The following is a 22,418-nucleotide window of genomic DNA, read 5'->3' as shown; positions in this document are numbered from 1 at the left end:
ATACGCCGAAGCCCGCGCCTCGCGCGAGCGCTGCGGCGGGCCGGTAGGAAGAGGTGGTCATCGGTTGCGACTTTCAACGGTGAGCGGCGCGAGGCCGCTCAGATGGGCCGCGTATCGTCGGGATCGACGGGGCGGCGCTGCGGCAGCAGCAGCAACAGGCTGGTGACCGGCCACAGCACGGCTTCGACGAAGCCGCTGATCAGATAGCCCCAACCGGGGAAGGATGCGCCCATCAACAGGCGGATCACGAACGGCACGACCTGCGCGCCCACGAGCAGGGGCGTGACGGCGAACATCTGCACGCCGATCGACATCCACAGCACGCGGCGGTGAATCGTGATCGCGCCGAACGACAGCAGCGTGTAGGCGAGCGCGTGTTCGCCGAGCAGGTTGGCGTTATGCACGTCCATCAGCAGGCCGAGGCAGAACGCGATGCCCATGCCCACCTTGCGCGGCTGATGAACGTTCCAGAACAGCAGCACGAGCGCGACGAAATCCGGCACGCCCGGCAGTTTGCCCCACGGCAGCAGGTTCAACAGGAACGCCGCCGCGAGACTGAACGCGATGAAGTACGGGTTGACCGGCTGGAGAATGTATTGCGGACGCGCCATCAGTGGCCCCCTTGCGCGGCGGGTTTGGCCGGTGCGGGTTGCGTCGTGGCTTGCGTAGCGGGTGGCGTCACAGGTTGCGTAACATTTGCTGCAGGCTTGGCGGCGGCGGGCGCCGAGGCGCCCTTCGACTTGTCGTCGGCCTTCTTGTCCTTCGCGGCCTTCTTCTTCGCTTCCTTGGCTTCGGCGGCGGCGGCTGCCGATGCGGCCTCGGCGGCTTCGACCGGATTCGGCGGCACCTGGCGCACGAAATGCAGCACCAGCACCTGGCGCGCACCGCGCACGGCGGCGAGCGGCGCGCAGACCACGCGCGCGAACGCCGTATCGGCCTGTTTATCGACGCGAATGACCTTCGCCACCGGCAGACCTTGCGGATAGACGCCGTCCAGGCCGCTGGTCACGAGTTCGTCGCCGTTTTGCAGGTCGGCGCTGATCGGCACGAAGCGCAGATCGAGCAGATCGCCCTTGGCGGTGCCGTAAATCACGCTGCGCAGGCCCGTGCGCACGACTTCGACCGGCACGGCCTGGTCCTTGTCGGTCACGAGCGTCACTTCGGACTGCATCGGAAATACGCGCGTGACCTGACCGATCACGCCGTCTTCGCTGAGCACGGGCGCGCCGTCCTGCACACCCTGCTGCGAACCGCCGCCGATCACCACTTTCTGGGTGAAGGGGTCGCGCGTGTCGTACTGGATTTCAGCAGGCGTCGTAGGCGCGCCAATACGCTGCGAAAGTTGCAGCAGGGCGCGCAGATGCGTGTTTTCGGCGGCCAGCGAGGCGGCCTGATTGGCTTGCTGCGAAAGCTGGAGATTGCGCGCGTGCAACTGCGCGTTGTCCTGGCGCAGCGAGGCGCTGGTGACGGCCAGATCGGCGGCGCCCATAAAGAGGTCGCGCGGCACGAGCGCGGCGCGTTGCAGCGGATAGAGGCCAGCGCCGAGCACGCCGCGCACGACTTCGAGAGTCTTGAAGCGCGCGTCGGAGATCAGCAGCGCGATCGACAGCACGACAAAGAAGAGCAGCCGTGCGAGTGCCGAAGGGCCTTGCTTGAATAAAGGCGGCGGACTGTATTCCATGGTCGGCGCCGGGGGCGTGTGCGGTTCGGTGAAACTAACGGTGAAACGTGCGAGGCATTGGCGGCGTCACGCCGGAAACCCGGGGACGCCGTGCTGCGCGGCAGCATGTCTGCCGCCTCTCACGTTCGTTGCGCGTCGATGGTAGCGGATTTGCCGGCGACCCTGCGCTGGCAATTGCAGGCGCGCTGGCATCGACATCGACCGCGCCGCCTGCACCCGCAGCTCAGCGCTTACTCGTACGAGAAGATGCTGCCCAGCTTGTCCATGCGCTCGAGCGCCATGCCCGAGCCGCGCACCACGCAGGTGAGCGGGTCTTCGGCGACCAGCACCGGCAGACCGGTTTCTTCGGCCAGCAGGCGGTCGAGGTCGCGCAGCAGCGCGCCGCCGCCCGTGAGCATCATGCCGCGTTCGGCGATGTCGGCGCCCAGTTCCGGCGGCGTTTGTTCCAGCGCGATCTTCACCGACGAGACGATCTGGTTCAGCGGATCGGTGAGCGCTTCGAGGATTTCGTTGCTCGAAATCGTGAAGCTGCGCGGGATGCCTTCCGACAGATTGCGGCCCTTGACTTCCATTTCCTTGACTTCGGAACCCGGGAAGGCCGAACCGATTTCCTTCTTGATGGCTTCGGCGGTTTGTTCGCCGATCAGCATGCCGTAGTTGCGGCGGATGTAGTTGACGATCGCTTCGTCGAACTTGTCGCCGCCCACGCGCACCGAGCCCTTGTACACGATACCGCCCAGCGAGATCACGCCGACTTCGGTCGTGCCGCCGCCGATGTCGACCACCATCGAGCCGGTGGCTTCCGAGACCGGCAGGCCGGCGCCGATTGCAGCGGCCATCGGCTCTTCGATCAGGTAGACCTGCGAAGCGCCTGCGCCGTGCGCGGCTTCCTTGATCGCGCGGCGCTCGACCTGGGTCGAACCGCAGGGCACGCAGATGATGATGCGCGGCGACGGCGAGAACATGCGCGATTCGTGTGCAGTCTTGATGAACTGCTTGATCATCTGTTCCGTGACGGTGAAGTCGGCGATCACGCCGTCCTTCATCGGGCGGATGGCTTCGATATTGCCCGGCACCTTGCCAAGCATCTGCTTGGCTTCCTTGCCGACTGCCTGAATCGTTTTCTTGCCGTTCGGGCCGCCTTCCTGGCGGATGGACACAACCGACGGCTCGTCAAGGACGATGCCCTTGCCGCGCATGTAGATCAGCGTGTTGGCGGTGCCGAGGTCGATCGCGAGATCGTTGGAGAAGTAGCTACGCAGAAAACCGAACATTCAAAAATCCTGTCTCGCTTGTGGCCGACCTACGGGACGAGCGGGTCACGGGCGGCAGCGGAAAAAATAACAGCCTCAGGACGGGCGGAAAGCGCCGCCGCGAGGAGCCTGAAACTGCGGGAATGGTTACCGGAGGCGGCCCCGCTGCGCGCCTGCTGGGCGCAAATTGCTGCGACCAGGGTTGAAAGGCAGGTGCAAGGCGGTCCGGGTTTGAGTCGAACGCGTAATGATACCTTATAATTTTGCCTGTTTTGCAGGATCCGAATGGCAGTTTTTGACCTCGTCGAGGCTTTCTTCCGCCCCCGGATCCGGCGCGATAAATCGCTGTTGCAGCACCGTTTTTTGCGCGCTGCTCCAGTCTCAATTTTTTTCCGGTGACCGCATGGCCCTGACCCTGACCGATGTGAAGCGCATCGCGCATCTCGCGCGCCTCGAACTGGCCGACGCCGAGGCCAGCAATACGCTCGAAAGCCTGAATAACTTCTTCGGGCTCGTCGAGCAGATGCAGGCCGTGGACACCACGGGTATTGCGCCGCTCGCGCATCCGATCGAACAGATCGAAGACGTCGCGCTGCGACTGCGCGAGGACGCGGTAACCGAAACCGTGGATCGCGAGGCCTTCCAGCGCCCCGCCCCCGCGGTACAGGACGGACTTTACCTTGTCCCGCGTGTGATTGAGTAAACAAACGCTCATTTTGGCGGCGTTTTCGAAGAAGTTCGAGTCATCTGAGCTTAACTTCTGAAAACGTTGCCACCCCCGAATTGGCGGGGCGCAGCCCGCGCATGTGCGAGGCGCTCCCGGACGGTGCGATCGTTGTGACCGCCCCGTTACGATCTTCCAGGAATCACGCAATGCATGACAAAAGTTTGACCGAACTGCGCGCCGCACTGGCCGCGAAGGCGTGCTCCGCAGTCGAACTGGCCCAGCATTTCCTCGGCCGGATTGAGGCACATCAAGACCTGAACGCCTTTGTCGACGTCAATCCCGAATTGACGATCGCCCAGGCGAAGGCCGCCGACGCGCTCCTGCACTCGGGTCACGCCGGCCCGCTCGCCGGCATCCCGCTCGCGCACAAGGACGTGTTCGTCACGCGCGGCTGGCGCTCGACCGCAGGCTCGAAGATGCTTGCAAACTACGTGAGCCCGTTCGACGCCACGGTGGTCGCACGCCTCGAACGCGCCGGCATGGTGACGCTCGGCAAGGCCAACATGGACGAATTCGCAATGGGCTCGTCCAACGAGAACTCGCACTTCGGCGCGGTGAAGAACCCGTGGGACAAGAACGCGGTGCCGGGCGGCTCGTCGGGCGGTTCGGCCGCGGCTGTGGCCGCACGCCTCGCGCCCGCCGCAACGGGCACGGATACCGGCGGCTCGATCCGTCAGCCTGCGTCGTTTACCGGCATCACGGGCATCAAGCCCACGTATGGCCGCGTGTCGCGCTACGGCATGATCGCGTTCGCCTCGTCGCTCGACCAGGGCGGCCCGATGGCGCAAAGCGCCGCCGACTGCGCGCTGCTGCTCAACGCCATGGCCGGTTTCGACGAGCGCGATTCCACCAGCCTGCAGCGCGAGGACGAAGACTACACGCGTCACCTCGGCCAGAACTGGACGCCGGACGCTACCGCCGACAAACCGCTCAAGGGCCTGCGCATCGGCCTGCCGAAGGAATACTTCGGCGCGGGTCTGGCCGACGACGTGCGTGCGAGCATCGGCGCCGCGCTCAAGACCTACGAGTCGCTCGGCGCCACGCTCGTGGAAGTCACGCTGCCCAAGACCGAACTGTCGATTCCCGTGTACTACGTGATCGCGCCGGCGGAAGCCTCGTCGAACCTGTCGCGTTTCGACGGCGTGCGCTTCGGCCATCGCGCCGACCAGTACACCGACCTGCTCGACATGTACAAGAAGTCGCGCGCGGAAGGCTTCGGCCGCGAAGTGAAGCGCCGCATTCTGGTGGGTACCTACGTGCTTTCGCACGGCTACTACGACGCGTACTACCTGCAGGCGCAGAAGATCCGACGCATCATTGCGCAGGACTTCCAGGAAGCGTTCAAGCAGTGCGACGTCATCATGGGTCCGGTGGCACCGAGCGTGGCATGGGATCTGGGCGCGAAGGGCGACGATCCGCTGCAGATGTATCTCGCGGATATCTACACGCTGTCGACCAGCCTCGCGGGTCTGCCCGGCATGAGCGTGCCGTGCGGTTTCGGCGCAGGCGCGAACGCGCAACGTCCGGTCGGTCTGCAGATCGTCGGCAACTATTTCAACGAGGCCCGCATGCTGCAGGTCGCCGACGCTTTCCAGCGCGCGACCGACTGGCATCGCAAGGCGCCGGCAGGGGTGTAAAGCATGAGCACGCAATGGGAAGTCGTTATCGGTCTTGAGACGCACGCGCAGCTGTCGACGGTCTCCAAGATCTTCTCGGGCGCATCGACGCAGTTCGGCGCGGCCGCCAACACGCAGGCCTGCCCCGTCGATCTCGCGTTGCCGGGCGTGCTGCCGGTGATGAACCGCGGCGCCGTCGAGCGCGCGATCCAGTTCGGTCTCGCGATCGGTTCGACGATCGCGCCGCGCAGCATCTTCGCGCGCAAGAACTACTTCTACCCGGATCTGCCGAAGGGCTATCAGATCAGCCAGTACGAGATTCCGGTCGTGCAGGGCGGCACGATCACGATCCAGGTGCCGGCCAACGAAAAGTCCGGCAAGGAAGCGTACGAAAAGACCATCAATCTGACGCGCGCCCACCTCGAAGAAGACGCCGGCAAGTCGCTGCACGAAGACTTCGCGGGCATGACGGGGATCGACCTGAACCGCGCGGGCACGCCGCTGCTCGAAATCGTTACGGAACCTGAAATGCGCAGCGCGGCGGAAGCCGTGGCCTACGCGAAGTCGCTGCACACGCTGGTCGTGTGGCTCGGCATCTGCGACGGCAACATGCAGGAAGGTTCGTTCCGTTGCGATGCGAACGTCTCCGTGCGTCCGGTCGGTCAGAAGGAGTTCGGCACGCGTGCCGAAATCAAGAACCTGAACTCGTTCCGCTTCCTCGAAGAAGCCATCCAGTACGAAGTGCGTCGTCAGATCGAGCTGATCGAAGACGGCGGCACGGTGGTGCAGGAAACGCGTCTCTACGACCCGGACAAGCGCGAAACGCGGTCGATGCGCAGCAAGGAAGACGCGCACGATTACCGCTATTTCCCCGATCCCGATCTGATGCCGCTCACGATCGACGCAGCGTGGATCGAGCGCGTGAAGGGCGAAATGCCCGAACTGCCGGCCACGATGCAGACGCGTTTCGTCGAGCAATACGGCGTGACGCCGTACGACGCGAACGTGCTGACGTCGAGCAAGGCGATGGCCGCGTATTTCGAGGCCGTGGTCGCCAAGGCAGGCGCCGCGCAGGCGAAGGCCGCCGCGAACTGGCTGATGGGCGAAGTCTCGTCGCAACTGAACCGCGAAGGTCTGGACATCGGTGCATCGCCGGTTTCGGCTGCGCAGTTCGCGCTGCTGCTCGCGCGTATCGCCGACGGCACGATCTCGAACAAGATCGCCAAGGAAATCTTCCAGGCGATGTGGGACGAGAAGGCCACCGACGAAGGCGCCGTGGACCGCATCATCGAAGCGAAGGGCCTCAAGCAGATTTCCGATACCGGCGCGCTCGAAGCGATCATCGACGAGGTGCTCGCCGCGAACCCGAAGTCGGTCGAGGAATTCCGCGCGGGCAAGGAAAAGGCCTTCAACGCGCTGATCGGCCAGGCCATGAAGGCGACTAAGGGCAAGGCGAATCCGCAGCAGGTCAACGAACTGCTGAAGAAGAAGCTGGGCTGATAGTCTGACGGGCTGTCGAGCGGCAGACTGGCGAGGCGGCGTCGTGCAGGTTGTGCGACGCCGCCTCGCCGCTTGAAGAGGCGGATTGACCAAGGAGAACCGAAGCGATGGCGAAGTCCCCGAATTCCCCGAACCTCGACGATTTCCGCGTGCCGTATTTCGGCGACAAGAAGGCCGATGCCTTCTCGCCCGAAGCGATCGACCCGTCGGCCAAGCCGTTCTCCACGGGCAGCAAGGACAGCGATCGCGAGCGGCTCGCCGCGATTGGCGACAAGCTCGACGTGCTGCAGGAGCGTCTGCACGCGCAGCGTCATCAGCGCGTGCTGCTGGTGCTGCAGGGCATGGACACGAGCGGCAAGGACGGCACCATTCGCGGGGTGTTCCACGAAGTCGATCCGCTCGGCCTGCGCATCGTGCCGTTTGGCGCGCCCACGCCGATCGAGGCGTCGCACGATTACCTCTGGCGCGTGCATATGCACGTCCCGGCCGCCGGCGAACTGGCGGTCTTCAACCGCAGTCACTACGAAGACGTGCTGGTGCCGCGCGTGATGGGCCAGATCGACGCGGCCGAATGCGAGCGCCGCTACGCGCAGATTCGCGACTTCGAACGCATGCTGGTGGAAAACGGCACGACCATCATCAAATGCTGGCTGCACATTTCGAAGGACGAGCAGCGCCGTCGCATCCAGGCGCGTATCGACGATCCTTCGAAGCACTGGAAATTCGATCTCTCCGATCTCGAAGCGCGCAAGCACTGGGACGCTTATCAGGCCGCTTATCGCGACGCGCTCGCGGCCACGTCGAGCGAGCACGCGCCCTGGTACGTGATTCCCGCCGATTCGAAGACGCATCGCAACGTCATGGTGGCCGAATTGCTGCTGCGCCTGATGGAAGGCCTGAAGCTCGAATTTCCGCCGGCGAAACCCGAACTCGAAGGCATGAAGATCGAGTGATGTTCAAGCCTGAAACTCAAGCTCGAACCTGCTTCATCGCCTGAAAACGAAACCCCAACAAGGATAGAAAAATGCTGCGTGTGATCACCGCGAACCTCAATGGCATCCGCTCCGCGGCGAAGAAGGGCTTCTTCGAATGGTTCGGCGAACAGAACGCCGACGTGCTCTGCGTGCAGGAAATCAAGTGCTCGCAGGACGACATGACGCCCGAATTCCTCGCGCCGCACGATTTCAAGGGTTACTTCCAGCATGCGGTGAAGAAGGGCTACAGCGGCGCGGGCGTGTACGCGCGCCGCGAGCCGGACGAAGTCATCATCGGCTTCGGCAGCGAAGAGTTCGACGCCGAAGGGCGCTATGTGGAACTGCGCTTTGGCAATCTGTCGGTGATCTCGGTGTATGTGCCGTCGGGTTCGAGCGGCGACGAACGCCAGCAGGCCAAATATCGCTTCATGGACGCGTTCATGCCGCATCTGGCCGAGCTCAGCCGCGAGCGCGAAGTGATCGTGTGCGGCGACGTGAACATCGTCCACAAGGAAATCGACATCAAGAACTGGAAGGGCAACCAGAAGAACTCCGGCTGCCTGCCCGAAGAGCGCGCGTGGCTCACGCAACTGTTCGACGAAGTGGGTTACGTGGATGTGTTCCGCACGCTCGATCAGCGCCCCGAGCAGTACACGTGGTGGAGCAATCGCGGTCAGGCGTATGCGAAGAACGTGGGTTGGCGTATCGATTACCAGATCGCCACGCCGGGCATCGCGGCGACGGCGAAACGCACCGATGTGTTCCGCGACATCAAGTTCAGCGACCACGCGCCGCTGACGGTCGATTACGACTGGAAGGTCAAGAAGAAGTAAGCGTGGCGTAGCGATCGCCAGCCAGGCGCGCGCCCGAACTCAGGGCGCCGCCACCACCTTGCGCCGTTGCACCGCCGCGATGCCCTGATAATCAGGCAATTCGTTAAGCGGCTTGCCGACGGCCTTCGCGTAGAGCGGCATCATGTCCGCGAGACGCTTGGCGATATCCGCGCGCCGCGCCGGCGTGTACGGATGCACGTAGATAAAGCCCTGATCGCGGTCCGACTTCGTCGCCACCGCGAGCTTGTCCCAGAGCGTGAGCGCCGCGCGCGGATCGAAGCCCGCGCGGGCCGCGATATCGCTGCCGATCACATCGGCTTCGGTTTCATCGGCGCGGCCATAGTGCATTTCCACCAGACGCGAGCCGATACCTAGCGGAAACACGCCCAGATCGGCCAGCCCGAAGAGTTGCGGCACGACGCCCGATTCGATCTGCGCGGCCTGCTGTTCGCCCAGACGCTCGCGCACATGCTCGCGTACCGCGTGCGCGATCTCGTGGCCGAGCAGCATGCCCAGTTCGTTGTCGTTGAGCTTGACGCGGTCGAGCAGGCCGCCGTACACCACGATCTTGCCGCCCGGCAGACAGTACATGCGGATATCGGGCGAGCGGATCACGGCCACTTCCCACTTCCAGTTCTTCACCCGATCGCTCCATTTGAGCGAATACGGCGCGAGCCGGTCGACGAACTGGCGTACGCGCTGCACGTGCGGATCGCTTTCTGGATAGAGCAGCTTCGAATGCGCGGCGCCGCGCACGATCTCGTTGTATTCGGCGGCGGCCTGCGCTTCGAGCGCGGGCGACGGAATCAGATTGCGGAATACGCCGATATTGCCGAAGCGCACCACGCGGCCCGTGCTCGGACCGCCGTTCTGCAGGGCGGGCGACAGAGTGCCGGGATTGCCGGTATTGCCGAGGTTGTTGCCCGGCGGCGGCAGGGTCGGCGCATTGGCCGAGGCCGCGCCCGCGGTTTCAGCGGCGCTGGAGAGCGCGGCGGGAGCGGGTGTCGAAGCGGAACTGGCGGTATTGGCAGCCGGGTTTTCAGTGGCTTGCGCAAAGCCCGCAGGCAGCGCGGCAACCAGCATCAGCGCAATCGTGCGCAAGGCGGTGCGAAGGCGCTCACGCTGCGGCCCCGCGGCGTGCACGCTTCTGCCTCCCGGACGTCGGTGCGTCTGACGGGAGGCGGTAACGGCATGCTGAGGCGGGGTCACTTCCGGTTTCTCCAGGGGGCGATACGAATGAGCAGGAGCATACCCGGTAGAGCGAGTAGCGTGCAGGCGATGAAGTAATCGAACCAGCCGATTTTCGCGACCACAAAGCCGCTGGCGGCGGAGGCCAGCGTGCGCGGCACCGAGGCGAGGCTCGTGAACAGCGCGAACTGCGTGGCCGTGTAGCGCGGGTCGGTCGTGCTCGCGATGTAGGCGGTGAAGGCGGCTAGTGTAAGGCCTGTCGCGAAGGTCTCGAAACCGTAGACGAGCGCGAGCGCGACCGCGCGCGGATCGAGCGTGAGCTGCGCATGCGCGCCGAAGATCGCCGCGATCTGCGATACGCCGTGGCTTGCCGTCACGACGGCGTCGTAGATCAGCGCCAGCGTGGGCGAACCGGGGCCGAGCTGGGCCAGCCACGCGAAACCGAGCGTCGAGATCATCTGCAAAAAGCCGAAAATCCACAGGCCGCGTCCAATGCCGATCTTCACCAGCGCGATGCCGCCCAGAATGCCGCCCGCTAGGCTCGCACCGAACGCGGTCATCTTGGCGATCACGCCGATTTCAGTACGCGAATAGCCGATATCGAGGAAGAACGACGTCGAAAGCGTCGTGGCCATCGTATCGCCGAGTTTGTACAGAAAGATGAACGCCAGCACGAAGAGGGCAGCGGCGAGACCGTCGCGGTTCACGAATTCGGCGAACGGCTGCACGATGGCTTCGCGCAGATTTTTGGGCGGCGTGCCATGCACTTCCGGCTCGCGCACCACGAGCGTCATCAGCATGCCGGGAATCATGAAGGCCGCCGTGACGACGAACACGGTGCTCCACGGCAGGTGATCCGAGAGAATCAGCGCGAGCGAGCCCGGCACCAGCGCGGCGATCTTGTACGCGTTCACGTGGACCGCGTTGCCCAGACCCTGTTCGGTATCCTTGAGCAGTTCGCGCCGGTAGGCGTCGATCGAAATATCCTGACTGGCGCCGAAAAAGGCCACCAGCGCCGTGAGCGCGGCCACGGTCCAGATCGATTCTTTCGGCGAGACAAAGCCCAGCGCGGCGATCGCGCCTGCCACCAGAATCTGCGTGACCAGCATCCAGCCGCGCCGGCGGCCCGGCTTCCAGCACGGCAGACGCGGCACGTAGCGGTCCATCAGCGGCGCCCAGACGAATTTCCACGTATAGGGAAACTGGATCAGCGCGAAGAGGCCGATTTCCTTGAGATTGACGCCTTCGGAGCGCAGCCAGGCCTGCACCAGATAGACCAGCGTGAAAAGCGGCAGCCCCGACGTGAAGCCGAGGAACACGCAGATCAGCATGTGCGTGTTCAGGTACGCGCGCCAGCCTGGATGGTCTTCGTGCGCATTGACGTCATGAGCGTCGTGCGCGTCTTGTGTGGTGGCCTCTTGGGGCGGATTCGGCATGTCGTCGGGTAGCGGCGGCGCGGTGTATCGGTGGATGCGGTGAAAAGCGCGCGCCGCGGTCCCGGCGTCAGCGTTTCTTCACGCGATAGACCGCAAGACTACCACGCCAGTTCACACCCCAACGAACGGTCTGGCCCCCGTGCAGCACGGCGCGGTCGAGAATTTCGATGCCCACTTCGGGCGCCAGCGCCTCGAAATCCTTCACCGTGAGCACCCGCACGTTCGGCGTGTTGTGCCACTGGTAAGGCAGCGACTTCGACACCGGCATGCGGCCCTTGAGCACCGAAAGCCGGTGCGGCCAGTAACCGAAATTCGGGAACGAGACGATGCATTCCTTGCCCACGCGCGCGGTCTCGCGCAGGATCGCGGCGGTCTGGTGAATGGTCTGCAGCGTCTGCGAAAGGATCGCGAAATCGAAACTCGCGTCTTCGAACAGGCGCAGGCCGTCTTCCAGATTCTGCTGGATCACGTTGATGCCGTTTTTCGTCGAGGCGAGCACGCCCGCGTCGTTGATCTCGATGCCGTAACCCGTGCACTCCATCTCTTCGCCGAGCAGCGAGAGCAGCGCGCCGTCGCCGCAACCGAGGTCGAGCACGGTCGAGCGCGGCTCGATCCAGCGCGCGATGGTGCGAAAGTCGGGACGGGCGGAAAGACTGTCGAAAGCGCTCTGGTTCATGCGCCCACCTCAGCAGCAATACGTTCGTAATAGGCGCGCACGACGTTGTGATAACGCGCGTCGTCGAGCAGGAAGGCGTCGTGGCCGTGCGGCGCGTCGATCTCGGCGTAAGTCACCTGACGCTTGTGATCGAGCAGCGCCTTCACCAGTTCGCGCGAGCGTGCGGGCGCGAAACGCCAGTCGGTGCTGAAACTCGCCACCAGGTATTTGGCCTTGGTGTGCGCGAGCGCGCGCGTGAGATCGCCGTCGAAATCCTTGGCCGGATCGAAGTAGTCGAGCGCGCGCGTGATCAGCAGATAGGTGTTGGCGTCGAAGTAATCGGCGAACTTGTCGCCCTGGTAGCGCAGATACGACTCCACTTCGAATTCCACGTCGAAGTTGAAGTTGTAGGCGGCTTCGGCGCCTTCGGCGCGGCGCAGCGCGCGGCCGAATTTCTCGGCCATGTCGTCGTCGGACAGATAGGTGATGTGGCCGATCATGCGCGCCACGCGCAGGCCGCGTTTGGGCTTGACGTTGTGCGCGTAGTAGTCGCCGCCGTGGAAGTCCGGGTCGGAAAGAATCGACGAACGCGCGACTTCGTTAAAGGCGATGTTCTGCGCCGAAAGCTTCGGCGTGGAGGCGACCACGATGCAGTGGCCGAGCCGGTCGGGATAGCGCAGGCTCCAGGCCAGCGCCTGCATGCCGCCGAGGCTGCCGCCCATCACCGCCGCGAATTTCTCGATGCCGAAGCGGTCGGCCACGCGCGCCTGCGCGTCGACCCAGTCTTCCACGGTCACGACCGGAAACTTCGCGCCCCACGGCTTGCCGGTGGCGGGATCGATGCTCATCGGGCCGGTCGAGCCGAAGCACGAGCCCAGATTGTTCACGCCGATCACGAAGAAGCGGTTGGTGTCGAGCGGCTTGCCCGGCCCGACCATGTTGTCCCACCAGCCGACATCTTTGGGGTTATCCGCGTAGACGCCCGCGACGTGGTGCGACGCGTTGAGCGCGTGACAGACGAGCACCGCGTTGCTGCGCGTGGCATTGAGCGTGCCGTAGGTCTCGACCACGAGGTCGTACCCGGCCAGCGCCGTGCCGTTCTGCAGTTGCAGAGGCTCGTCGAAATGCAGTGTTTGAGGAGCGACGATGCCGATCGATTCCATTCGTTCCGCCTGTGTTTTTCGGGCGGCTAAACGGTGTCGGCGAGCGCGGAGTGCGAATGAGTTGGCGCAGCTGACGACCTCTTTAGCCGCATTTATATCGAACTCCGCCGGACCCATGTCCAGGGAGTTCACGCGCCCGCAATCGAGTCAGCAAATCGGCGCGTGGGTATTGCAAAAGGAATGCAGAGTATATCGGAAAAAGTGCAAAGCGGCCGCGCGGGCCGGTTTGAGCGTATTAGCGAGGGATTACGCGAGGATCACGCGAATCTGCTCATCCGCATGTTCGGCGGGCGAGCGCGTGAAGCCGCTTTGCGCATAGCGATGCCAGCAACCGATCACGTAACGCACCATCAGATTGGCGCGCACGGCCGGATCGTAACCGGCGGGCAGGGCGGGCGCGCCGCTTTCGCGGCCTTCGGCGAGGCCCACGCGCAGGCATTGGCGCAGCGAAGCCTCGATCCGGTCGAGCATCTGATTGACGCGCTCGGCGAGGCGTTCGTGTTCGCCCACCAGCGCTTCGCAGGTCAGCACGCGCGTCATGCCGGCGTTCTTGGCGGAAAACTGGATCAGCATCAGCGCGATCGCCCGCGCCTGCAAAACGCCGCCCGGCTCTTTGGCGACGATCTGGTTGATCAGCGCGAACAGCGTCTGCTCGATGAAGTCGATCAGCCCTTCGTACATCTGCGCCTTGCTGGCGAAATGGCGATACAGCGCCGCTTCGGAGACGCCCAGCTTTGCCGCGAGCGCGGCCGTGGTGATCTTCTCGCCGCGCGGCACTTCGAGCATCGACGCGAGCGTCTGCAGGATGTGCACGCGCCGCTCGCCCGGCTTCGGGCGGCTGCGGCGCGGCGCGGCTTCAGGTGTTGCGGATGATTCTGCTGCTACGACTGCGTCACGCGTTTCCAACGAATGGCTCGGCTGCATGAATGTCGCCCCTGAGTGCGGCTGGCGGGCCATTGCGTTATCGGGCCGCCGTACCGCTGAGTCCTGCCGTTTATCGTCGCTCTGGGTGCGCTGGGCGCATCCGGCGAATGTCATGTCGTGCTGCGCGCTGCGCCCGTGGTCCGTCGGGCGTCAGGGTTGCGGCCGTTGCCGTTGCGCGGGCAGTCGCGCGTCAGACGCGCGGCCGGCCTCGCAGCGGCGTGTGCTGCAGGCCGCGCTGCAAGGATTTTAACGAACGAACGCGGTGATCGACATAGTGCGGCCGGCTGCAGCGCTCCAGATGCGCGGGCAGATGGCCGGTGATCCAGACCGTGCGGATGCCCAGACGCCGGTAGCGCTTCAGATGCCCGTGCGTGTCCTCGACGAGGATGGCGTCCGCGAGCGGCGCGCGCGCCTCGCGCAGCACGGCGCGCAGCATGCCGTGGTCGGGCTTGGCGCGCCAGCGTCCGCGCGTCTGCATGTGCTCGATCGCCACCACGCGCTCGAACAGCTGTTCGATACCCAGTTCCGCGAGCATGGCGCGCGCGTAGGCCTCGGGCGCGTTGGTCAGCACGATCTTGCGGCCCGGCAGCGCCGCGAGCGTGCGTGCGAGACCGCGCTCGGCGTGAACCATGTTGGGCAGATCGGGGAAGGTGTGCACGACCTTCAGAAAGTCGTGCGGATCGATCGGATGATGGCGCGTGAGACCGAGCAGCGCCGCGCCGTAACGCTGCGTATAGCTGGTGCGCAGATGGTTGGCGACATCGCGGCTCACGCCCAGTGCATCGATGATGTACTGCGTCATGCCCCGGTTGATGGCCGGGAAGATCGCGCGCGAGGCGCCATGCAGCGTGTTGTCGAGATCGAACAGCCAGATGGGCGTGCGCCGGCCGGGCGTGCTGGCGCCGCGCGAGCCGCGTGCAGCATGCGGGCGACGACGAAGCGGACGGGAAGTGTCGGATGTGCTGCGGGTCATCGTGCTGCGTTCATCGAATGCAGGCGCGTATGTCGCGCGAAGAGAGAAGCCGGCGGCAGCGTGAAGCCGCCGCCGGTTTGCTGCCGGACCCGTGAAACCGGGCGCAGCAAGTACAGCCTGGTGTGACGCTTAGTGCGAGCGGATCATCGTGCCGAACGGCTGTTCGGTCAGGATTTCCAGCAGCACTGAATGCTCGATACGGCCGTCGATGATGTGCACCGAGCGCACGCCGCTCTTGGCCGCGTCCAGCGCCGACGAGATCTTCGGCAGCATGCCGCCCGAGATCGTGCCGTCTTCGAACAGCGCGTCGATCTCGCGCGCCGAAAGATCGGTCAGCAGGTTGCCTTCCTTGTCCATCACGCCGGGGATGTTCGTCATCATGACGAGCTTTTCGGCGTTCAGCACGACCGCGAGCTTGCCCGCCACGAGGTCGGCGTTGATGTTGTACGACAGGCCGTCTTCGCCGAAACCGATCGGCGAGATCACCGGAATGAACGCGTCGTCCTGCAGCGCCTTCACGACTGCCGGGTTGATCGCGTCGACTTCGCCCACCTGGCCGATGTCGATGTACTGACCCGGGTTGTCGCGGTCCGGCATCATCAGCTTGCGGGCGTGGATCAGGCCGCCGTCCTTGCCGGTCAGGCCGACCGCATGGCCGCCGAAGTGGTTGATCAGCGTGACGATGTCCTGCTGCACTTCGCCGCCGAGCACCCACTCGACGACTTCCATGGTTTCTTCGTCCGTGACGCGCATGCCCTGGATGAAGGTGCCCTGCTTGCCGATCTTCTTCAGCGCCGTGTCGATCTGCGGGCCGCCGCCGTGCACGATGACCGGGTTGATACCCACGAGCTTGAGCAGGATCACGTCGCGCGCGAAGCCCTGCTTCAGACGCTCTTCGGTCATGGCGTTGCCGCCGTATTTGATGACGACGGTCTTACCGTGGTACTGGCGGATGTAGGGCAGCGCTTCGGCCAGGATTTCGGCTTTCAGGGTAGGCGCGATCTGCGAGAGGTCGATGGGCTCGGACATGGCGGCGGGGCTGGACAGGAAAACGGGGCGAAAAACGCCTGAAAAGGCGCGCTGGTAAAAGCGCGGGCGAAACAGGCCGAATTGTACAGGACTAGCGCGCTGCAACAGGGTTTTCGCCAGGTGGCGGCCGGCAGCGATGCAATCATGCGACAGATGCGCGCGTCATGGCGTAATTGGCGTGCTTTGTGCGCGATCTTGCGGCAATTTCCGTGAAAATCTTGCGACAACCCTGCCGATGGCGCGCGAGCGGGGCGTTTGGGCGAAGCTCGCGCTGTGGCATCATTTCTTCATTGCCGCCGCCGGCTTTCCTGGGAGCGCGCCGCCATGACCGCCTCCGCTTCATCCCCGCATGCCGTCCGGCACGCGCGCTGTCCGCGCTGCGGCTGCGCCTTCGACTGCGGCCGCCACACCGAGCCATTCGATTGCTGGTGCAACGCGCTGCCGGCCTTGCCGGCCAACCAGCTCGACCCGCGTGGCCGCTGCATGTGCCCCGAATGTCTCGCCGCGGCGGTGGCGGCGGGCGGCGCGCCGAAGAGCGGCGCGCCCCGCTGACGCGCGATGCTCAGGCCGCCCCGGCCCGATGGGCGGCGGCCAGTTTCGCCAGATCGGCGCGCATGTCGTCGAGCACCGGCTCCCATTGCCTGAACTGCTTCTGCCGATACAACGTGGTGTTCGGGTACCACGGGCTGTCGCGGCGATCGAGCAGCCAGACCCAATGCGGATTCACGTCCAGCAGCACCCAGGTGCGCTGGCCGAGCGCACCGGCCAGATGCGCGCTCGACGTGCAAACCGAGATCACCAGATCGAGCGCATCGACAAAAGCGGCGGTGTCGTCGAAATTTTTCCACTCGCGGGTGAAGTCGATCACCTCGAAGCCGGCTTCGCGCGCGGCGGCGACGTCGGCTTCGGCGCCCGGTTGCAGCGAGTAGAACGCCACGTTGTCGAGGCCGCCGAAGTGACGCGCCAGGCGATCCAGGCCAACGCGCCGGAACGGATTGCGCTTGTGCGTGAGGCTGCCGGTCCAGGTCAGGCCGACTTTCAGGCGCGTCTCACCGGCCAGGCGTTCGCGCCAGCGCGCGGTGGCGGCCGGTTCGGAACTCAGATAGCGCGTCGGGCCGGGAATCGTGTCTTCGCGGGTGGCGAAGAACAACGGCAGGCTGACCAGCGAGATCTCGTAATCGAACGGCGGCAGCGCTTCGACAGGGCCGCCCGCCGTGTACTGGTCATAGTGCCCGGCCATGCTGCGAGCGAGCAGCGCGCCCATCTGCGGGAACGAATTCCACAGGAGTTTGCCGCCTTCGCGGCGCACGCGTTCGGCGAGCATCGGGATATAGCGGCTGAACTGCAGCAGATCGCCCATGCCCTGTTCGCCCCACACCAGCAGCGTGCGGCCGGCCAGCGGCTCGCCGCGCCATTCGGGCTTCGGAAACACCGGGCGACCGGCTTTCAGTTCGCTCGAACCTTGCCAGCGCAACTCGTGATCGGCCCAGCCATCGGCGAAGTTGCCGCGCACGAGCTGCGTCATCGCCAGGTTCACGCGTATCGAGGCGTCGTTCGGGGCATACTGGCAGGCGGTACGGGCCGCGCGCTCGGCTTCCGCCCAGTTCTGCGCCTCCCGGTTGGCCATCGAGTAGTTGTTGAGCGCCAGCGGATTGTGAGGCGCCAGCGCAATGGCCCGGCGGCTCGCTTCGAGTGGCCGTGCGACATCGGTTTCGTCGGCACGCACGCGGCCGAGATTGGTCAAGGTGTTGATGTCATCGGGGTCCTGCGCGAGCTGTTCATCGAGCAGTGAGTTGGCTTCGTCGGCGTTCGAATTGATCTGCATCAAGGCGGTCGCAAGATTGTTGCGCAGATTTGGAAACGTTCGATCGATTTCGAGTGCGCGGCGGTAAGGTGCTACGGCGTCGGCATGGCGATTCGTGAATTGCAGGGCCAGGCCAGCAGCGAACCACGTGGCGGCGCGCCCGGGTTCGAGCCGGGCGGCGGCGGCGCTCAGGCGAACCGCTTCGTTCGCCAGTTCGGGCTGCTGGGCGCGTGAGGCGAGCACCATCAGCGTATCGTCGTCGAGCCCGCGCAGCGCGGCGCGCGTGGCGTACAGCAAGCTGTCGACCGACGACATATCGCCGCAGGCGGCATCAACGAAATCGAAAAAGAGATCACGCAGCGTTTGAGTGGGATCGGGCGTAAAGGTAGTCATCTTCTGCTTGCCATGTCGGAAAAAGCCGCCGTTTCAGTCATCGGCGTATGACAGATATTGAAGCAAACCTTTTCAAGACGATGAATCAGACAAGTCCGAACAGGTAAACTGACGCCATGCATCGCATAACTGTCAGTGCCCGCGTCAATCTTAGCCATGTGTTCTGGCTGCGCAGCCTCGCCATCATCGGCCAGCTGTGCACGATTGCGTTCGTGCAATTCTTCTTCGGCGTGCAATTGCCGCTGCCCGCCATGCTGTTCGTGATCGCGCTCGAAGTCGCGTTCAACGGCGTGACCTGGCTGCGTGTCACGCAGGATCGTCCCGAATCCGATCTCGAACTGTTCGGTCAACTATGGGTCGATCTGGGCGCGCTTTCGGCGCTGCTGTTTCTCTCGGGCGGCACGACCAATCCGTTCGTTTCGCTTTATCTGCCGTCGCTCGCCATCGCGGCCGCCGTGCTGCCGTGGTATCTCACGGCCTGGCTCGCGTGCTTTGCGGTCGTTTGCTACGTGCTGCTCGGTTTCGACAACGTTCCGCTCAGTCTCGACAATCCCGCCAACCTGTTCGATTACTACCGCGCGGGCATGTGGGTGAACTTCATGGTGAGCGTCGCGCTCATCGTGTGGTTCGTGGCGCGCATGTCGCGCGCGCTGCGCGAGCGCGAAAGCGCGCTTGCGGATGCGCAGCAGCGCCTGTTGCGCGACGAACGCGCGGTGGCGCTCGGCGTGCAGGCGGCCACCGTGGCGCACGAAATCGGCACACCGCTGTCCAGCATCGCCATGCTGACGGAAGAACTGCGCGACATCGCCCGCAGCGACAAAGGCCTCGAACCCTATTCCGCCGACCTCGAACTGCTCGACAAACAGATCACGCTTTGCACGTCCGCGCTGGCGCGCCTGCGTAGCCGGGCATCGTCCACGGGCAGCCGTCAGGCCGTGAGCGAATGGCTCGAGCCGTTTGTCGAGCAGTGGCGTCTGCGCCATCCGCATGTGCATTTCGAACTGCTTGGCAATACGCCTTCCGACCTGTGCCTGGACGACACCGTGGCGGTCGGGCAGATCCTCACGATCCTGCTCGACAACGCCGCGCGCGCGAGCCGCGACTTTGTGACGCTACGCGCCGCGTCGCTTCCGGGGTATATCGATTTCGAGGTTTGCGATGCAGGGCCGGGCATTCCGCCATCGCTGCGCGCCTCGCTGGGCGCGGCGCCGGTGGACAGCACGCAGGGCGGCCATGGCGTGGGACTGTATCTGGCGTTTTCGTCGGCGGCGCGTCTGGGCGGGTCGATCGATCTCGCCGATGTCTCGGCCAGCGCTTCGGCCAGCCGTGGCGCGGACGAATCGGCCGTCAGCGCCCGCCCGCGCAAGGCGCGCGGCACGCGCGCGGTGCTGCGCGTGCCGGTCAGCGAAGGCGTGGTGGCGGGTGAGGCGAGCGTGGCTGCGGGCTCGCGCGACGGCGCGGCAGCGGCGCATCAAGGGCATTAATCTGGGTTCAGGCGAGGCCTGGCGCGATCAACGCGGCCGGCCCCGACCCGAACGATACGGAACATCGGTGCAACACGGAGAAAGTGGCATGAGCGATATGAATTTTCTGGTGATCGACGACGACGAAGTCTTCTCCGACATCCTCGCGCGCGGTCTGACGCGACGCGGTTACCAGGTCCAGCAGGCGCACAACGCCGAAGAAGCAATCCGCTTCGCCAATCAGCAGAAGTTTGGGCAGATCACCGTCGACCTGCATCTGGGCAACGACTCGGGCCTCACGCTGATCGCGCCGCTGCGCGATCTGCAGCCCGACGCCCGCATGCTCGTGCTGACCGGCTACGCGAGCATCGCCACGGCGGTGCAGGCGGTCAAGGACGGCGCGGATAACTATCTGGCCAAGCCTGCCAACGTCGAAATGATCCTCACGGCGCTGCAAGGCGACGCCAGCGCGCTGCAGGCGGATGCCGCCATCGAGCATCCCGCGCCGCTGTCGGTTGCGCGTCTCGAATGGGAGCACATCCAGCGCGTGCTGTCCGAGCACGGCGGCAATATTTCGGCCACGGCGCGCGCGCTCAACATGCATCGCCGCACGCTGCAGCGCAAGCTCGCGAAGCGCCCGGTCAAGCAGTAAGCGTTTTCGAAGCGGTATCGCAATGAAAAAAGCCCTGCATTTGCAGGGCTTTTTGCTGGTGCAGCGAGAAAACGCCGGGTGCGCTTACAGCACGGCTTACAGCACGTAGCGCGACAGATCCTCGTCCTGCGAGACTTCGCCAAGCGCCTTGTCGACATAAGCCGCATCGACGGTCACGCTCTGGCCGGCATGATTGCCCGCCGCGAACGACACATCTTCCAGCAGCTTTTCGATCACCGTATAAAGACGACGCGCGCCGATATTCTCGGTCTTCTCGTTGACCGAGTAGGCGATTTCCGCGAGGCGGCGAATGCCGTCTTCGGCGAAATCGAGCTGCACGTCTTCGGTCGCGAGCAGCGCCTGATACTGCTTGACGAGGCTTGCGTCGGTAGAGACCAGAATTGCTTCGAAGTCCTTGACAGACAGCGATTCCAGTTCCACGCGGATCGGGAAACGGCCCTGCAGTTCGGGAATCAGATCGCTCGGCTTCGCGAGATGGAACGCACCGCTGGCGATGAACAGGATGTGATCGGTCTTGATCATCCCGTACTTCGTGTTGATGGTGGTGCCTTCCACGAGCGGCAGCAGATCGCGCTGCACGCCCTGGCGCGACACTTCGCCGCCGCCTGCGCCTTCGTTATTGCGCGAGGCGATCTTGTCGATTTCATCGAGGAACACGATGCCGTTCTGCTCGACGTTCTGCACGGCCTTCTGCTTGACCTCTTCGTCGTTGAGCATCTTGGCCGCTTCCTCGTCGGTCAGCAGCTTGAGCGCTTCCTTGACCTTCACCTTGCGGCGCGCCTTCTTGCCGCCGCCCAGATTGGCGAACATCGAGCGGATCTGCTCGGTCATGTCTTCCATGCCCGGAGGACCCATGATGTCCATGCCGGCTTGCGGCATTTCGACGTCGAGTTCGATTTCCTTGTCGTCGAGCTGGCCTTCGCGCAGACGCTTGCGGAAGGTCTGGCGCGTGGCGTTATCGCCTTCGGCAGGCGCCGCTTCCGACGGGCTGAAACCGACCGGGCGAGCGCCCGGCAGCAGGATGTCGAGAATGCGGTCTTCGGCCTGATCGGTGGCCTTGCTGCGCACTTTGCGCATTTCCGTTTCGCGCGTCTGCTTCACCGAAATTTCGATGAGATCGCGCACGATGCTGTCGACGTCGCGGCCCACATAGCCCACTTCGGTGAACTTGGTGGCTTCGATCTTGATGAACGGCGCGTCGGCGAGCTTGGCCAGACGGCGGGCGATTTCGGTCTTGCCGACGCCCGTCGGCCCGATCATGAGGATGTTCTTCGGCGTGATTTCCTGGCGCAGCGGCTCGGCCACCTGCTGACGGCGCCAGCGGTTGCGCAGCGCGACAGCCACGGCCTTTTTAGCCTTGGCCTGGCCGATGATGTGCTTGTCGAGTTCCGAGACGATCTCGGCGGGAGTCATGGTGCTCATCGTGATTCCTTGTCGTCCTGGTGGGTTACTCGATGGTTTCGATCACGCGGTTGTGATTCGTGTAGATACACATGTCGCCCGCGATTTCGAGCGACTTTTCGACGATCTCGCGCGGCGAGAGGTCGGTGTTGTCGACGAGCGCTTTTGCGGCCGCCTGGGCGTACGAGCCGCCCGAACCGATCGCGCAGATGCCGCCTTCGGGATCGAGCACGTCGCCGTTACCGGTGATGACGAGCGTGGTGGTGGCGTCGGCGGCGATCAGCATCGCTTCGAGACGGCGCAGCATGCGGTCGGTGCGCCAGTCCTTGGCGAGCTCGACGGCTGCGCGCGTGAGATTGCCCTGATGTTTTTCGAGCTTGGCTTCGAAGCGGTCGAGCAGCGAAAACGCGTCGGCAGTACCGCCGGCGAAGCCGACCATGACCTTGCCGCCGTAGATGCGCCGCACCTTCTTCGCGCCGCCCTTCATGACGATATTGCCGAGAGTGACCTGGCCGTCGCCGCCGAGGGCGACCTTGTCGCCGCGCCGCACGGATACGATCGTCGTGCCGTGAAATTGCTCCATGTGCGTTCCTTTTACCGTTGATGCCAGGTAGAGACTGGCGCGGCTGCGGAGGTCATTTCCGCGTTGCCGCGCCATCGGGATTCGGTACGCGCCGCGCGTGCCTGGCGAATGGGCTTCGGACTTGCACAAAGCCGTGCATCAGGACGCGC

21 protein-coding genes are annotated in these 22,418 nt (G+C 64.5%); 8 read left to right on the top strand and 13 right to left on the bottom strand.

Annotated elements, in window-relative coordinates:
* Positions 1-98: 98 nt before the first annotated feature.
* The 3 genes from mreD to G3N59_RS13230 all read right to left on the bottom strand — a co-directional run bounded on the left by mreD (position 99) and on the right by G3N59_RS13230 (position 2,955).
* Positions 99-611 (bottom strand): rod shape-determining protein MreD, encoded by a 513-nt coding sequence (mreD, locus tag G3N59_RS13240; RefSeq protein ID WP_205983088.1) that lies wholly within the window; start codon positions 609-611, stop codon positions 99-101.
* Positions 611-1,681, bottom strand: coding sequence for a rod shape-determining protein MreC (gene mreC / locus G3N59_RS13235; RefSeq protein WP_205983087.1), 1,071 nt, complete (start codon positions 1,679-1,681; stop codon positions 611-613). The genes mreD and mreC overlap by 1 nt, the downstream gene beginning before the upstream one ends.
* A 230-nt stretch (positions 1,682-1,911) precedes the next feature.
* Positions 1,912-2,955 (bottom strand): rod shape-determining protein, encoded by a 1,044-nt coding sequence (locus G3N59_RS13230; RefSeq protein WP_004189550.1) that lies wholly within the window; start codon positions 2,953-2,955, stop codon positions 1,912-1,914.
* A gap of 382 nt (positions 2,956-3,337) precedes the next feature.
* Between G3N59_RS13230 and gatC the strand changes: the two genes are divergently transcribed.
* The 5 genes from gatC to G3N59_RS13205 all read left to right on the top strand — a co-directional run bounded on the left by gatC (position 3,338) and on the right by G3N59_RS13205 (position 8,584).
* Positions 3,338-3,637, top strand: coding sequence for an Asp-tRNA(Asn)/Glu-tRNA(Gln) amidotransferase subunit GatC (gene gatC / locus G3N59_RS13225; RefSeq protein ID WP_205983086.1), 300 nt, complete (start codon positions 3,338-3,340; stop codon positions 3,635-3,637).
* A gap of 170 nt (positions 3,638-3,807) precedes the next feature.
* Positions 3,808-5,298, top strand: a complete 1,491-nt coding sequence (gatA, locus tag G3N59_RS13220) for an Asp-tRNA(Asn)/Glu-tRNA(Gln) amidotransferase subunit GatA (protein WP_205983085.1) — start codon at positions 3,808-3,810, stop codon at positions 5,296-5,298.
* A 3-nt stretch (positions 5,299-5,301) separates the two neighbouring features.
* The gene (gatB, locus tag G3N59_RS13215; RefSeq protein ID WP_205983084.1) at positions 5,302-6,777 is read left to right on the top strand and encodes an Asp-tRNA(Asn)/Glu-tRNA(Gln) amidotransferase subunit GatB; all 1,476 of its coding nucleotides are present in this window, start codon (positions 5,302-5,304) and stop codon (positions 6,775-6,777) included.
* 107 nt (positions 6,778-6,884) lie between these two features.
* Positions 6,885-7,730: a polyphosphate kinase 2 family protein gene (locus G3N59_RS13210; protein WP_205983083.1), complete on the top strand. Its 846-nt coding sequence runs from the start codon at positions 6,885-6,887 to the stop codon at positions 7,728-7,730.
* Between the two features lie 71 nt (positions 7,731-7,801).
* Complete coding sequence (locus G3N59_RS13205; RefSeq protein ID WP_205983082.1) at positions 7,802-8,584, top strand: exodeoxyribonuclease III; 783 nt, start codon at positions 7,802-7,804, stop codon at positions 8,582-8,584.
* Positions 8,585-8,623: 39 nt separating this feature from the next.
* Here the strand turns inward: G3N59_RS13205 and G3N59_RS13200 are convergent, their stop codons facing one another.
* The 7 genes from G3N59_RS13200 to argB form a co-directional block, all read right to left on the bottom strand.
* A complete protein-coding gene (locus tag G3N59_RS13200) occupies positions 8,624-9,667 on the bottom strand; it encodes a M48 family metallopeptidase (RefSeq protein ID WP_205983248.1) in 1,044 nt (347 codons plus the stop codon).
* Positions 9,668-9,789: 122 nt separating this feature from the next.
* Complete coding sequence (locus tag G3N59_RS13195) at positions 9,790-11,208, bottom strand: AmpG family muropeptide MFS transporter (RefSeq protein ID WP_205983081.1); 1,419 nt, start codon at positions 11,206-11,208, stop codon at positions 9,790-9,792.
* Positions 11,209-11,275: 67 nt separating this feature from the next.
* Complete coding sequence (gene metW, locus G3N59_RS13190; protein WP_205983080.1) at positions 11,276-11,884, bottom strand: methionine biosynthesis protein MetW; 609 nt, start codon at positions 11,882-11,884, stop codon at positions 11,276-11,278.
* The gene (locus tag G3N59_RS13185; RefSeq protein WP_205983079.1) at positions 11,881-13,026 is read right to left on the bottom strand and encodes a homoserine O-acetyltransferase; all 1,146 of its coding nucleotides are present in this window, start codon (positions 13,024-13,026) and stop codon (positions 11,881-11,883) included. The genes metW and G3N59_RS13185 overlap by 4 nt, the downstream gene beginning before the upstream one ends.
* A 246-nt stretch (positions 13,027-13,272) precedes the next feature.
* Positions 13,273-13,950 carry a nucleoid occlusion factor SlmA gene (slmA, locus tag G3N59_RS13180; RefSeq protein WP_205983078.1) on the bottom strand — a complete coding sequence of 226 codons (678 nt, stop codon included), beginning with the start codon at positions 13,948-13,950 and terminating at the stop codon, positions 13,273-13,275.
* Between the two features lie 190 nt (positions 13,951-14,140).
* A complete protein-coding gene (locus tag G3N59_RS13175) occupies positions 14,141-14,923 on the bottom strand; it encodes a pyrimidine 5'-nucleotidase (protein WP_205983077.1) in 783 nt (260 codons plus the stop codon).
* Between the two features lie 129 nt (positions 14,924-15,052).
* Positions 15,053-15,952, bottom strand: a complete 900-nt coding sequence (argB, locus tag G3N59_RS13170; protein WP_205983076.1) for an acetylglutamate kinase — start codon at positions 15,950-15,952, stop codon at positions 15,053-15,055.
* 324 nt (positions 15,953-16,276) lie between these two features.
* Here argB and G3N59_RS13165 point away from each other — a divergent pair, with 324 nt between their 5' ends.
* Positions 16,277-16,504, top strand: coding sequence for a cysteine-rich CWC family protein (locus tag G3N59_RS13165; RefSeq protein WP_205983075.1), 228 nt, complete (start codon positions 16,277-16,279; stop codon positions 16,502-16,504).
* Positions 16,505-16,514: 10 nt separating this feature from the next.
* Here the strand turns inward: G3N59_RS13165 and G3N59_RS13160 are convergent, their stop codons facing one another.
* Entirely contained in the window at positions 16,515-18,149 is a 1,635-nt protein-coding gene (locus G3N59_RS13160; RefSeq protein WP_205983074.1) for a hypothetical protein, read from the bottom strand.
* A gap of 116 nt (positions 18,150-18,265) precedes the next feature.
* On the opposite strand from G3N59_RS13160, the gene G3N59_RS13155 reads away from it, so the two are divergent.
* Together G3N59_RS13155 and G3N59_RS13150 are read left to right on the top strand one after the other, a co-directional pair.
* A complete protein-coding gene (locus tag G3N59_RS13155) occupies positions 18,266-19,633 on the top strand; it encodes an ATP-binding protein (protein ID WP_205983072.1) in 1,368 nt (455 codons plus the stop codon).
* Positions 19,634-19,721: 88 nt separating this feature from the next.
* Positions 19,722-20,264, top strand: coding sequence for a response regulator transcription factor (locus G3N59_RS13150; RefSeq protein ID WP_205983071.1), 543 nt, complete (start codon positions 19,722-19,724; stop codon positions 20,262-20,264).
* Between the two features lie 96 nt (positions 20,265-20,360).
* Here G3N59_RS13150 and hslU read toward each other — a convergent pair whose 3' ends face one another.
* Both hslU and hslV read right to left on the bottom strand, forming a co-directional pair.
* Positions 20,361-21,707, bottom strand: coding sequence for an ATP-dependent protease ATPase subunit HslU (gene hslU, locus G3N59_RS13145; RefSeq protein ID WP_205983069.1), 1,347 nt, complete (start codon positions 21,705-21,707; stop codon positions 20,361-20,363).
* Positions 21,708-21,732: 25 nt separating this feature from the next.
* Complete coding sequence (gene hslV, locus G3N59_RS13140; protein ID WP_103702740.1) at positions 21,733-22,269, bottom strand: ATP-dependent protease subunit HslV; 537 nt, start codon at positions 22,267-22,269, stop codon at positions 21,733-21,735.
* Positions 22,270-22,418: the final 149 nt, after the last annotated feature.

The sequence above is a fragment of the Paraburkholderia sp. Ac-20340 genome, from assembly GCF_017104965.1.
GTDB lineage: Bacteria > Pseudomonadota > Gammaproteobacteria > Burkholderiales > Burkholderiaceae > Paraburkholderia.
This window is presented reverse-complemented; position numbering and strand designations above follow the sequence as displayed.